General features: G+C 65.4%; 9 protein-coding genes and 2 rRNA genes. 5 read left to right on the top strand and 6 right to left on the bottom strand.

The window, feature by feature from the left end; genetic code table 11:
* The 3 genes from QZX79_RS14605 to QZX79_RS14595 form a co-directional block, all read left to right on the top strand.
* Positions 1 to 1,686, top strand: a 23S ribosomal RNA gene (locus QZX79_RS14605); the annotation flags it as partial.
* A gap of 208 nt (positions 1,687 to 1,894) precedes the next feature.
* Positions 1,895 to 2,011, top strand: a 5S ribosomal RNA gene (rrf, locus tag QZX79_RS14600).
* Between the two features lie 101 nt (positions 2,012 to 2,112).
* Positions 2,113 to 2,613, top strand: a complete 501-nt coding sequence (locus QZX79_RS14595; RefSeq protein ID WP_294569295.1) for a hypothetical protein — start codon at positions 2,113 to 2,115, stop codon at positions 2,611 to 2,613.
* Between the two features lie 87 nt (positions 2,614 to 2,700).
* On the opposite strand, the gene QZX79_RS14590 is transcribed toward QZX79_RS14595, so the two are convergent.
* Together QZX79_RS14590 and QZX79_RS14585 are read right to left on the bottom strand one after the other, a co-directional pair.
* On the bottom strand, positions 2,701 to 3,726 hold the full coding sequence (locus QZX79_RS14590) for a LacI family DNA-binding transcriptional regulator (protein WP_294569293.1): 1,026 nt from the start codon (positions 3,724 to 3,726) through the stop codon (positions 2,701 to 2,703).
* Positions 3,727 to 3,770: 44 nt separating this feature from the next.
* The gene (locus QZX79_RS14585; protein WP_294569291.1) at positions 3,771 to 5,504 is read right to left on the bottom strand and encodes a glycoside hydrolase family 13 protein; all 1,734 of its coding nucleotides are present in this window, start codon (positions 5,502 to 5,504) and stop codon (positions 3,771 to 3,773) included.
* 445 nt (positions 5,505 to 5,949) lie between these two features.
* On the opposite strand from QZX79_RS14585, the gene QZX79_RS14580 reads away from it, so the two are divergent.
* A complete protein-coding gene (locus QZX79_RS14580; RefSeq protein ID WP_294569289.1) occupies positions 5,950 to 6,501 on the top strand; it encodes a DUF4190 domain-containing protein in 552 nt (183 codons plus the stop codon).
* 47 nt (positions 6,502 to 6,548) lie between these two features.
* On the opposite strand, the gene QZX79_RS14575 is transcribed toward QZX79_RS14580, so the two are convergent.
* The 4 genes from QZX79_RS14575 to QZX79_RS14560 all read right to left on the bottom strand — a co-directional run bounded on the left by QZX79_RS14575 (position 6,549) and on the right by QZX79_RS14560 (position 11,503).
* Positions 6,549 to 7,910 carry a DUF4032 domain-containing protein gene (locus QZX79_RS14575; RefSeq protein WP_294569287.1) on the bottom strand — a complete coding sequence of 454 codons (1,362 nt, stop codon included), beginning with the start codon at positions 7,908 to 7,910 and terminating at the stop codon, positions 6,549 to 6,551.
* A gap of 146 nt (positions 7,911 to 8,056) precedes the next feature.
* Complete coding sequence (ugpC, locus tag QZX79_RS14570) at positions 8,057 to 9,145, bottom strand: ABC transporter ATP-binding protein (RefSeq protein WP_294569284.1); 1,089 nt, start codon at positions 9,143 to 9,145, stop codon at positions 8,057 to 8,059.
* 113 nt (positions 9,146 to 9,258) lie between these two features.
* Complete coding sequence (otsB, locus tag QZX79_RS14565; RefSeq protein ID WP_294569283.1) at positions 9,259 to 10,047, bottom strand: trehalose-phosphatase; 789 nt, start codon at positions 10,045 to 10,047, stop codon at positions 9,259 to 9,261.
* A complete protein-coding gene (locus QZX79_RS14560; protein ID WP_294569281.1) occupies positions 10,040 to 11,503 on the bottom strand; it encodes a trehalose-6-phosphate synthase in 1,464 nt (487 codons plus the stop codon). The genes otsB and QZX79_RS14560 overlap by 8 nt, the downstream gene beginning before the upstream one ends.
* Before the next feature lie 122 nt (positions 11,504 to 11,625).
* Here QZX79_RS14560 and QZX79_RS14555 point away from each other — a divergent pair, with 122 nt between their 5' ends.
* Entirely contained in the window at positions 11,626 to 12,480 is an 855-nt protein-coding gene (locus QZX79_RS14555) for a thioredoxin domain-containing protein (RefSeq protein ID WP_294569278.1), read from the top strand.
* The last annotated feature ends 82 nt before the right edge of the window (positions 12,481 to 12,562 follow it).

Here is a 12,562-nt window from a genome sequence, read left to right as displayed (position 1 = left end):
GGACCTAAGGCGAGGCCGACAGGCGTAGTCGATGGACAACGGGTTGATATTCCCGTACCGGCGAAAAACCGCCCATACCGAACAGGGGACACTAACCGCCCGAAACCTGCCCGACCGCCCTTGTGGTGGAAGGGTTTTGGTGGAGCGCGGGACCTGAGCCTGGGAGGTAAGCGTATTAACAGGTGTGACGCAGGAAGGTAGCCAAGCCGGGCGATGGTTGTCCCGGTCTAAGGATGTAGGGCAGGACGTAGGCAAATCCGCGTCCTTGTGTTCAATCACGGGCCTGAGATCTGATGGGACCCCCGTATGGGGGAATTTGGTGATCCTATGCTGCCGAGAAAAGCATCGGCGCGAGGTTTTAGCCGCCCGTACCCCAAACCGACACAGGTGATCAGGTAGAGAATACTAAGGCGATCGAGAGAATTATGGTTAAGGAACTCGGCAAAATGCCCCCGTAACTTCGGGAGAAGGGGGGCCCCAACCGTGACGGCGACTTGCTTGCCAGAGCGGATCGGGGCCGCAGAGACCAGGGGGAAGCGACTGTTTACTAAAAACACAGGTCCGTGCGAAGTCGCAAGACGATGTATACGGACTGACTCCTGCCCGGTGCTGGAAGGTTAAGAGGACCGGTTAGTTCCGCGCTTGCGCGGTGCGAAGCTGGGAATTTAAGCCCCAGTAAACGGCGGTGGTAACTATAACCATCCTAAGGTAGCGAAATTCCTTGTCGGGTAAGTTCCGACCTGCACGAATGGAGTAACGACTTCCCCGCTGTCTCAACCATAAACTCGGCGAAATTGCAGTACGAGTAAAGATGCTCGTTACGCGCAGCAGGACGGAAAGACCCCGAGACCTTCACTATAGTTTGGTATTGGTGTTCGGTGTGGCTTGTGTAGGATAGGTGGGAGACTGTGAAGCCCGGACGCCAGTTCGGGTGGAGTCATCGTTGAAATACCACTCTGGTCACTCTGGATATCTAACTTCGGCCCGTAATCCGGGTCAGGGACAGTGCCTGATGGGTAGTTTAACTGGGGCGGTTGCCTCCTAAAAAGTAACGGAGGCGCCCAAAGGTTCCCTCAGCCTGGTTGGCAATCAGGTGGCGAGTGTAAGTGCACAAGGGAGCTTGACTGTGAGAGAGACATCTCAAGCAGGGACGAAAGTCGGGACTAGTGATCCGGCGGCACATTGTGGAATGGCCGTCGCTCAACGGATAAAAGGTACCCCGGGGATAACAGGCTGATCTTGCCCAAGAGTCCATATCGACGGCATGGTTTGGCACCTCGATGTCGGCTCGTCGCATCCTGGGGCTGGAGTAGGTCCCAAGGGTTGGGCTGTTCGCCCATTAAAGCGGTACGCGAGCTGGGTTTAGAACGTCGTGAGACAGTTCGGTCCCTATCCGCTGCGCGCGCAGGAAATTTGAGAAGGGCTGTCCTTAGTACGAGAGGACCGGGACGGACGAACCTCTGGTGTGTCAGTTGTACTGCCAAGTGCACCGCTGATTAGCTACGTTCGGATGGGATAACCGCTGAAAGCATCTAAGCGGGAAGCCCGCTTCAAGATGAGATTTCCATACACCTAACCGTGTGAGAGGCCCCCAGCCAGACCACTGGGTTGATAGGCCGGATGTGGAAGCAGGGACCAACGACCTGCGAAGCTGACCGGTACTAATAAGCCGATAACTTACACCACACCACCACCGCAGGAACGGACACTTCAAAACCGTTCCACCCAAAGCGGTGCGTGAAAAGATCACATGCTACGCGTCCACTATGCGGTTCCCAACCAACAACGGAACCACCACAACAAAATACAAACACGTCCAGCACGACAAGACGTAACAGACTTACCCACCCCAGGAACCCATCACGGGCAAACCGGGACACCGGGTACAACGAGTTACGGCGGTCATAGCGTGGGGGAAACGCCCGGTCCCATTCCGAACCCGGAAGCTAAGACCCACAGCGCCGATGGTACTGCACCCGAGAGAGTGTGGGAGAGTAGGACACCGCCGGACCACCCTTAGGCTGCAGGCCCCACCACCGGTGGGGCCTGCACCCCTTTAACCACCCACAACCACCACCAGGCACACCGCCCGGACCCCGGTAGAGTCGAACCATGAGTGGACTTTTCTCCCATGCTGCTCCGGAGCCCGCCGGCGGTGGGACCGTGGCGGACATCCACGCCTCCGTGCGCGTGCCGGCCGATGTGGTCGACGCCTTTTCCGGGTTCACCGAACACCTCCATCTGTGGTGGCCGGGCGCTGAGCTCAGTGTGTGGGGCGCCGGAAGCTTCTTCGACCTTGAGGGCGGCGTCTTCGTCGAAACGTCAGCCGAGGACGAGGAGGCCGTCTGGGCCGAAGTCATCGAGCGTGAAGACCAGCGGGATGGCCACCGTGCCTTGTCACTCCTGTGGCGGCACCGCCCCGGCCCCTTCCCTGCGACGGCGGTTGAGCTTTCCTTCGCCGGCGTCGGAGGGGCGGCACCTGCCACAACCGTCGACGTCGTCCACGGCGGCTGGCCCAGGGCGGGCGGCCCCGAGGACCTGCGTGGACGCTATGAGAGGTTCTGGCCGCTGGCCCTGGGCAGGTACGCGCGCTTCATGGGTGGCGCGGTCTGATGTCCTGCTACTCGAGGAGCTAGCGGCGATCCTCCACGGGGCGCGTCCGGAGCGGGGGCCGAGTCTCCCGGGCGCCTGCTGCGGCAGTTAGGGCCGGTCGGCCGGAGCGGACGTGCTCGAACGCACGACAAGCTCGGTCCGGGCAACCTCGTCGGCCGGCAGGGTGTCGGCACTCTCCGGCTCGGTGAGGATGTTGAGCAGCCGCTGCACGGCATTCTCGCCCTGCTGGCCAGGGAACTGGGCGATGGTGGTGAGTCCGAAGATCCCGCCCAGGTCGTGGCCGTCAATTCCGATCACCGAGAGATCCTCCGGCACGCGGAGGCCGAGGTCCCGGGAGGCAAGGATGGTCCCGATCGCCATTTCATCCGATGCGCAGAACACGGCCGTGGGGCGGTCGTACGGGTGGCCCAGCATCCGCTTGGCTTCGGTGTAGCCACCGGTGATGGTGAAGTCCGCGTGAGCCCGCCAGGAGGGAAGAACGTCGAGGCCCTCCGCGGACATCGCCTCCTCGTAGCCCTCACGGCGGGAGCCTGAGATCCGAAAGTCGTTTTCAAACGCCTCGATGCCGCCGATATGGGCGATCCTGCGGTGTCCCAGGCTGAGCAGGTGCTCGGTAGCCAGGGAGGCGATCGCCCTGTCGTTCACGCTGATCGTGTGGGCGCCGGGCAGGACGCCGCCGATTCCCACAACGGGCTTGCCCACGGCGAGCAGCTGGCCCAGCTCAGACCTGCTTAGCTCCAAGGCTACGGAGATGACGCCGTCGCAGCGTTGGCGCAGCAGGAACTCCGACAACACCCGGTCCCGGTGCTTTGCGCCTTCGCTGAGGTTGTAGAGGGTCAGGTCGTAGCCGGCCTCCAGCAGGGCGGCAGCGGCGCTGTCGACGATCTGGGAGAAGTACCAGCGGTTGACGGAGGGCACCACGACGCCGACGTTGCGGTTCCTGCCCGAGGCCAGGGACGATGCGGAGTAGGAGAGGACGAACTCGAGCTCCCGCGCGGCTTTCAGCACTGCGAGGCGCGATTTCTCCGACACCCGGCCGTTGCCGCTAAGGGCCCGGGACACCGTGGCCGTCGACACTCCGGCGCGCTTCGCGACGTCCTTGATGCCGGCCACGGCGTCCTCCCCCCTTCGGATCGGGCGTCAATGGCCCGGCCGTTTTAGTTAGTCTTCAGCCACACACAGTGGTTGGGTGCCAGCAGGCCGTTGGCGCCCGCCTCGGGATGGCTTGCCGCCAGAATCGAGCCGCCGGGCAGCTGCGTATCGAATTCTCCCATGTTGATCAGGACGACGACGTCGCCGTTGCGGAACGCCACGGTGTCGCTGTTTTCGTACTCCACGCTCCACTGCAGCGATCCGGCTCCAAGGCCCAGTTCACGCCGCAGGCGCAGCGCCGAGCGGTAGAGGTTCAGCGTCGACCCGGGGTCGGAGTCCTGGCGGTCGACGGCGAGGGCCTTCCAGCTCTCCGGCTGCGGCAGCCAGGGGGTATCTGCGGTCCCGAAACCATAGGCGGGCTCCTCCGCACGCCACGGAAGCGGAACCCGGCATCCGTCACGTCCGAGCCGTTCCCCACCGGTCCGCGCAAAGGTGGGATCCTGGCGGAACTCGGCCGGCATGGTGGTGTGGTCGGGCAGGCCAAGCTCTTCGCCCTGGTAGAGATAGATGCCGCCGGGAAGGGCGAACATGGCAAGGGAAGCCGCGCGGGCGCGGTCCAGCCCGGTCGCGGTGTCCGGCTGCGGATCGAGGTGGCCGATGCCATCACCGGGGCGGGGAAAGTCCTCGCCGAGCCCGAAACGGGTCGCATGGCGGACGACGTCGTGATTGCTCAGCACCCAGGTGGTGGGCGCGTCGACACTGTCGAAGGCCTCAAGGGAACTGGAGATGACATTGCGCAGCCCATGCGCGTTCCACGGGTGGTGCAGGTAGGCGAAATTGAATGCCTGGTGCATTTCATCCGGGCGGACCCAGTCGGTCAGCCGCGGCAGGGGGTCGATGGTGGCCTCGGCGCAGAGCACCCGGTCGCCGTCGTACTCATCGAGGATCTTCCGCCAACTGCGGTAGATCGCATGGATCTCCTGCTGCCCGAACATGGGAGCCTCATGACCCGGGAAGCCTTCACTTGAGCTTCCGTCCGCGCGCCCGCCCCAGTCGGGCAGACCTTCGGCCTTGACCAGGGCATGAGCGACATCGACCCGGAAGCCGCCGACGCCGCGGTCAAGCCAGAAGCGCAGGATGCGCTCGAACTCGTCCCGCACCGCCTGGTTGTCCCAGTTGAAGTCGGGCTGGGAGGAATCGAAGAGGTGGAGGTACCACTGCCCGCCCGCCCCGTCGCTGTTGATGACGCGGGTCCAGGCCGGACCACCGAAGTGGGACTGCCAGTTGTTGGGCGGGAGCTCCCCATGCTCGCCCTGTCCGTCCCGAAAGACGAACATTGCACGTTCCGGTGACCCGGCCGGGGCAGCGAGGGCCTGCTTGAAGAGAATATGGTCGCTCGAGGCGTGGTTGGGAACGAGGTCGACAATGACCTTGATGCCGAGTTCGGTGGCACGAGTGGTCAGTGCGTCGAAGTCGGCCAGGGTTCCGAACAGGGGGTCGACGTCGCAGTAGTCTGCGACGTCGTAACCGCCGTCGCGCTGGGGCGAGGTGTAGAAGGGGGAGAGCCAGACGGCATCCACGTTGAGCCGGACGAGGTGCTCCAGCTCCTCGCGCACGCCGGCAAGGTCGCCCATGCCATCGCCGTTCGCGTCGCGGAAGGACCGGGGGTACACCTGATAGATCACCGAGGAGCGCCACCACGCATCGTCCGCGTGCTGGGTGTGGATGGGGTCATGGAATCGAACAGCTCCGTCGGGAGCGCTAAAACCTGCCGTATCGACGGCCGCTGAAAAGGACATGGGAAACATCGTAGACCTGTGAGCGCCAATACTGAAAGCGTTTACAGGCCTATATTCCGCGTGTCCAAGCCGTTACCTACCGGTAACCTCGGCGCCACTAGGCCTCCTATCCCTCCTCTCATGTAAACGTTTGCACCGATGATTTCCGCCACACCGTGTGCGTCGATGCCGGAGGAGGTGTGCACCCGGCTCGGCGGGGTGGCTTTGAGGTGATTCGACGATGGTTCGTCTCGCGGTTGGGTTACGCGTCTGCGCTCTACGACGGTGCCCGGCAGCCGGAGGGATGGCGGTCGGGATGGCGGCCGGGATGGAGTTGCTGCCGGTCATTCGAGCGGGCCGGCCCGCCCCCCGGACACGCCCGCTCCGCGGTGATATTCTCGGCCCAGAGGCCCGTGGGGCCCCTGCAGGAGCTCGTTCCTGCACCGACAAGATTGCAGGGGCGCAAGTGTCAGATAACCCAGCAGGTCCGCACGGCGGATCCGGTTCGAACGATCCGTACGGCAAGGGCCCGGGCGGAAGCTCTGGAACCTCAGGATCATCCAACCCCGGCCAGCCGCCGTATGGGCAGCCCGCCTACGGCCAGTCACCCACCCCGTACGGTCAGCCTGCCTACGGGCAGGGCTCGGGCCAGCCGGCCTACGGCCAGTCTCCGTACGGCCAGGGCTACCCGGGAGGCGGCTACCCGGGCCAGCAGGGACCGCGGGAGAACCCCGGACGCACCCTGGGCATTGTGGGGCTTATCCTGGCGATTGTTTTGGCCCCGGTGGGCCTGATTTTGAGCATCGTGGCCCTGGTGAAGTCGAAGAAGGCCGGGATGGGCAACGGCCTCGCGGTGGCGGGCATCATCGTGGGTGCCCTTTTCACCATCCTTCTTGTCATTCTCATCGCCGGAATCATCGCTGCCATCCCGTATGCCACCGAAATTGCCGAATTCTGCCAGCAGGCGGGGCCCGGTCAGCACATCTATGAGGGCCAGGAAGTCCGCTGCCCCGGGTAGTGAGATCCTGAGCTGAGGTCCGGGCCGGCCGCACCGGCCCGGACCGTTTAGCTGTCCGGGAAGCTGTTGTCCCCGTCGAGCCCGATGGTCTTCGAGTCGGCGGTCAGCATGATCTCAGCCTCGTCGCGCCGGTGCCGCAGCTCAGAGTCGAGGTAGGACTGCACCGCCTCCGCCATGGGCACGTTGCGGTCCTGCCGCTCGGACATGTACCACCGGTGTTCAAGCACCTCGTGCACCACCTCGGCCGGCTCGAGCTTGCCGCCGAGTTCACGCGGTACCGACCGAACAATCGGTTCGAAGACTTCGCTGACCCACAGGTGGGCGCTGATCTCCTCGTCGACGTCGAGGTTATTGTTGTCCGCCCGGTAGGCGTCCATGTCGTTGAGCAGCCTGCGGGCCTGATTCTCCTGTGCGTCGATGCCGGTCAGGCGGAGCAGCCGGCGGCTGTGGTGGCCTGCGTCGACAACCTTCGGTTGCAGCTGGATCCGGGAGCCGTCGGCGACCGTGCTGATGACATATTCCTCGACGTCGAAGCCGAGGTCGTTGAGCCGGCGGATGCGGGCGTTGACGCGCCAGCGTTCGCCGAGTTCAAAGGACTCGCGGGCCGTGAGCTCGGTCCACAGCCTGCGGTAGCTGTCCATGATCAGTTCGCTGGTGGCCAGCGGGTCGACCTTCTCCTCGATCAACCCGCCCTCTGCGAGGTCCATCAGCTCACCGGCGATGTTGACGCGCGCGATCTCGAGGTCGTACTCCCGCTGGCCGCTCGAGAGTTCCGGGTAGAGCTCTCCGGTCTCAGCGTCCACCAGGTAGGCGGCGAAGGCGCCGGCGTCGCGCCGGAACAGCGTGTTCGACAGCGAGACGTCGCCCCAGTAGAACCCGATGAGGTGCAGGCGCACCAGCAGGAGTGCCTGCGCATCGATCAGGCGGGTCAGGGTGTCTCGGCGCAGCGTCTGGGAGAACAGGGCGCGGTAGGGCATCGAGAACTTCAGGTGCCGGGTGACCAGCACCGGGTCGAGTTCGGTGCCGTCGGGGGTGGTGCGCCCGGTGATGACCGCGACGGGTTCCACGCACGGCACATCGAGGCGCTGGAGCTTACGCAGCATGTGGTACTCGTGGCGGGCGACGTGCTCGCTGGTTTCCTTAATGGCGATGACCGAACCCCCGAGGTGCGCGAACCGCACGATGTGGCGGGAGATACCGCGGGGGAGGGCCGCAAGGCTCTCTGTCGGCCATTCCTCGAGGGCGATGTGCCAGGGGAGGTCGAGCAGTTCGGGGTCGGCGGAGGCCGCGGTGATGTTCAGTGAGCCCAGTGCCGACTCCGGAGGGGTGGTCCGGAGTCGCGGCAGCTTTCCCGTCTGCGCATAGTCGGTGGGTTCGTCGTGCCAGTTGGCGTTGTAGGTTTCCGTCATGATGTTGCCTTCTGTAGGACCGCCGGTGCGCCGGTCTCTGGGAGTGCTCAAAGCAGGAAGTCCGTCAGCTTAAACCGCAATGCGGTGGTCCCCCCGTCCGTGAAGACGCAGCATGGGAACCACCGCATTGCCGGAAATGCGTTGAACTAGACCGTTTCGGCCAGGCGGGCGCCGGAGGTCGTGTCGAACAGGTGCACGTGGCCCTGCTCGGGGCGGACGTAGACGGTGTCACCCTTCATCGGAGGGCGGCGGCCGTCGACCCGGGCCACCATGTCGTGGTTCTGGCCATTGAGCGTGGTGTGGCCGTAGATGTAGGCGTCGGCGCCGAGTTCCTCGACGACGTCGACCTCAACCTGCAGGCCTTCACCCGGGGCGGCGAGCACGAGGTCCTCGGGACGGACGCCCAGGGTCACGGTGTTACCCGCGGCCGCATCGAGGATGTCGTTGCGGACCGGGTACACGGTACCGCCGAACAGCACGCCGCCGTCAGCGACGGGCAGTTCGAGGAGGTTCATGGCGGGGGAGCCGATGAACCCGGCAACGAAAACGTTCTTCGGGCGCTCGTACAGGTTGCGCGGGGTGTCGACCTGCTGGAGGATGCCGTCCTTGAGAACCGCAACGCGGTCGCCCATGGTCATTGCCTCGACCTGGTCGTGCGTCACGTAGACCGTGGTGACCCCGAGGCGGCGTGTCAGCGACGCGATCTGGGTGCGGGTCTGGACGCGCAGCTTGGCGTCGAGGTTCGACAGCGGCTCATCCATGAGGAAGACCTGCGGGTTACGCACGATGGCGCGGCCCATGGCGACGCGCTGGCGCTGACCGCCGGAGAGTGCCTTCGGCTTGCGGTCCAGGTAGTCCTCGAGATCGAGCAGCTTGGCAGCCTCGCGGACGCGCTCGGCGCGCTCTTCCTTGGGGACACCGGCGATCTTCAGGGCGAAGCCCATGTTGTCGGCAACAGTCATGTGCGGGTACAGCGCGTAGTTCTGGAAGACCATCGCGATGTCGCGGTCCTTCGGGGGAACATCGGTGACGTCGCGGTCACCGATGAGGATGCGTCCCGAGTTGACGTCTTCGAGTCCTGCGAGCATGCGCAGGGAGGTGGATTTGCCGCAACCGGACGGGCCTACGAGGACGAGGAATTCGCCGTCGGCGATCTCGATGTTCAGGCGGTCTACAGCGGGCTTTTCGGTCCCCGGGTACACCCGGGTGGCCTGGTCGAACGTTACCGTTGCCATTTTCTTGTTTCCTTTTCACGGGCAGGTACGTGCCCGACGATCCGTAGTGAATGGAGTGTATTCAGTTGTACCGGGTACAACCGGCGAGCCGGTCGATACCCACTTGGAGTATGTCACGGATGGTTGGAGGAAGCACATTCGCGACGCAGGGTCAAAAGGTCCTCAAGGGTGCCGGCGAGGTCCTCGGGGGAGCCCAGACGGTAGCGGGCCGCAGTCCTGCCCTCACCGATCTTGATGCCCACGTCCTGGGGCTGCAGGACGGCGAAGGCGTGCTCGTCGGTGACGTCGTCGCCGGCGAAAAGGACCGCCGTGGCTCCGCTGAGCTCCCTCAGCAGCCCCAGTCCCTGGCCCTTGTCGGCGTGGACCACCGAGACTTCGAGGACGCGCTTTCCGTCGGTGACCTTGAGCCCGTCCAGCCCTGCCAGCCCGTCGCGGGCGGAGGCCACCGCGTCGGCGGCGATATCGTCGGCGGCGGACCGGGTGTGAAGGACGACGCCGGCCGGCTTGGACTCGAGCCACGTGCCGGGATGAGCCGCGACGACGCTCTCGACGATGTCGGCCGCCGCGTCGAGCAGTTCGGCCTGTCGGGGGTCGAGGGTGAGGGGTGCGGCGTCCGGGCCGGTCCAGGTTTCGGCGCCGTGGCTGCCGATCAACAGGGTTTCCGGCTCCGGGGAGGCCACCTGCCTCAGGCTGCCGAGCGCGCGTCCCGAGATCAGCGCCGTCGTCGTCGACGGCAGCGCGGCGAGAGCCTTCAGGGCGGCCGAGGATCGGGGGAGCGGGCGGGCGTCCTGGGCCCGCTCGACCAGCGGCGAGAGGACGCCGTCGAAGTCGAGCGCGACGAGCAGCACCGGTGTTGCGGCGAGTTCCTCAAGGGCCGCCCGGAGGTCCGTGCCCTCATGCATCGCTGTTGCCTGCCGAGCCGTTGCGCAGGGCGGTCAGGAACGCCTGCGACCATCGTTCGACGTCGTTCTGGAGCACCTGGCGGCGCATGATGCGCATCCTGCGGACCCCTTCGGCCGCGGGCATGTTCAGGGCGGTGACCATCGCGGACTTCAGGCCGTCGATGTCGTGGGGGTTGACCAGGACGGCCTGCCGGAGGGTGTCGGCGGCGCCGGCGAACTCGCTGAGCACCAGGGCGCCGCGGTTCTCGGTGCGGGCCGCGACATATTCCTTGGCCACGAGGTTCATGCCGTCGCGCAGCGCCGTGACGAGCATGACGTCGGCCGCGAGGTACAGGGCGACCATCTCCTCGACCGGGTAGCTGTGGTGGAGGTACCGGATGGCCGTGTTCTTCATGGTGTCGTAGGTGCCGTTGATGCGGCCCACCGCGCCCTCGATCTCCTCCCGGAGGAGGCGGTACTGCTCCACGCGTTCCCGGCTGGGGCTCGCCACCTGGATCAGCGCGGCGTCCTCAACGGTGATGGAGCCGTCCTCGAGGAGTTCCCCGTAGGCCTTGAGCCGGTGCCCGATGCCCTTGGTGTAGTCAAGGCGGTCCACGCCCAACAGGACGTGCTTGGGGTTGCCGAGCTCCCGGCGGATCTCGCGGGAGCGCTCGATGATGTCCTGGCGCTTGGCCAGTTCGGTGATGGCGTTCACATCGATTGAGATGGGGAACGCCTCGGCGCGCGAGACGTAGGCGGGCGCGTCACCGTCGGCGGGGACCTGTACCTGCTGCTGGCGGATGGTGTGGCCAAGGAAGCGGCGGACGCAGCGCAGGAAGTTACTGGCATCGCTTGGGCGCTGGAAACCGATGAGGTCCGCTCCGAGCAGCCCTTCGATGACCTGCCGGCGCCAGGGCAGCTGCGCGAAGATCTCCAGCGGCGGGAACGGGATGTGGTTGAAGAAACCGATGACGAGGTCGGGGCGGGCCTTGCGCAGCAGCTTCGGCACCAGCTGCAGCTGGTAGTCCTGGACCCACACCGTGGCGCCGTGGGCGGCCGATGCGGCGGTGGCCTTCGCGAAGCGCTCGTTGACCCGGCGGTAGGCATCCCACCAGGTGCGGTGGAACTCCGGCGGCGCAATGACATCGTGGTAGAGCGGCCAGAGGGTCGCGTTGGAGAACCCCTCGTAATAGAGCTCCACCTCGTCCTCGCTCAACGGCACCGGGACAAGGCGCATGTTCCCCTCATCGAAGGGGTCGAGGGTCTCGTCGGGAGCACCGTGCCAGCCGACCCAGGCGCCGTCGGTCTTGGCCATGACCGGAGCAAGCGCCGTCACCAGGCCGCCGGGGGAGCGGCGCCACGAGCTGTTGCCCTCGTCGTCGGTGACGCGGTCGACCGCCAGCCGGTTGGAGACAACGATGAAGTCAAAGTCGCCGTAGTCGGTGTCGGAATCCGCTGCCGTTGTGGCTTCGCTCATTGAAATCTCCTGCGATTAGTAGGCCTACTGATGAACTCTATCGGTTAGGGGCACCGGCCAGTCCCGATAAACTGGGGAGGATCGGGAAGCGTCCCGGAGAAGCAGGCAAGGCAGAAGGACCGATGGCACCGAGCAATTCCCGCAAGCCCAGCAAGGCCGAGCGCACAGCGGAGGCCCGGGAGCGGGCGCGGCTTCAGCGCGAGGCGGCCGAACGCACCGCCCGGCGCAACTCGCTGCTGATCCGGTGGGGCGTGGTGGCCGCCGCCGTCGTGATCGCCGTCGTCATTGCGCTGGTTGTTGCCGGCAATATCCGCGGGCGGGTGCCCGACGCCGGTCCAGCGCCGCAGCACGGCAATGACCAGGGCGGAATCACCCTGGTTTCGACCTCCGAACTTGCCGAGACCGAGGTCGGCGAGGTCGACGTCGCATCCTTGCCGGAGGAGCCCGCGCCGGGAGCGGTCCTGCCGCCGGGCGTGGAGCCCGCCTCCGACGGGGCGCCGATCCCGGTGGTGGCCTACGTCGATGTGAACTGCGTCCACTGTTCCAACTTCGAGAACGAGTATGCGGATGACCTGCGGCGCTGGCTCAATGCCGGTGACATCACCCTTGAGTACCGCAACGTCGCCTACCTCGACCGCAACTCCCGCGACGACTACTCCTCGAGGGGGGCCAGCGCGCTCGCCTGTGTGGCGGACACGGCGCCGGACAGCTACTTCGACTTCGCCACGGCGCTGTTCGCCAACTTCGAAAGCGGCGAGCTCGACGACGGCGGGCTGGTCGATATGGCGGCCGAGGTGGGTGCCGGTGACATCTCAACCTGCCTGTCCGAGGGCACCTTCCGACCCTGGGCCAAGTACGCGACGGAGGCCGCACAGGCCGCAGGCATTGAGGGCACACCGACCGTTTATGTCGACGGCGAAGAGGTCCCGGACGCCGTGGCGGACTTCGGGAAGGTCGTCGAGGAGAAGCTTGGCTGAATTTCCACGAACCGGAGGGCTGGGCTAACCTTAGGAAGCGCCCGTTGTGTCTTGGAGACCGCTGCGGCGCCTGCTGGTTCAG

It is taken from the genome of uncultured Arthrobacter sp. (assembly GCF_902805515.1).
In the GTDB taxonomy this organism is placed as follows: Bacteria; Actinomycetota; Actinomycetes; order Actinomycetales; family Micrococcaceae; genus Arthrobacter_D.
This window is presented reverse-complemented; position numbering and strand designations above follow the sequence as displayed.

Bases quoted from the DNA above. Each gene is read 5' to 3' on its own strand.
- ugpC (WP_294569284.1), bottom strand. From the start codon at position 9,145: ATGGCAACGGTAACGTTCGACCAGGCCACCCGGGTGTACCCGGGGACC.
- otsB (WP_294569283.1), bottom strand. From the start codon at position 10,047: ATGCATGAGGGCACGGACCTCCGGGCGGCCCTTGAGGAACTCGCCGCA.
- QZX79_RS14575 (WP_294569287.1), bottom strand. From the start codon at position 7,910: ATGACGGAAACCTACAACGCCAACTGGCACGACGAACCCACCGACTAT.
- QZX79_RS14555 (WP_294569278.1), top strand. From the start codon at position 11,626: ATGGCACCGAGCAATTCCCGCAAGCCCAGCAAGGCCGAGCGCACAGCG.
- QZX79_RS14595 (WP_294569295.1), top strand. From the start codon at position 2,113: ATGAGTGGACTTTTCTCCCATGCTGCTCCGGAGCCCGCCGGCGGTGGG.
- QZX79_RS14585 (WP_294569291.1), bottom strand. From the start codon at position 5,504: ATGTCCTTTTCAGCGGCCGTCGATACGGCAGGTTTTAGCGCTCCCGAC.
- QZX79_RS14560 (WP_294569281.1), bottom strand. From the start codon at position 11,503: ATGAGCGAAGCCACAACGGCAGCGGATTCCGACACCGACTACGGCGAC.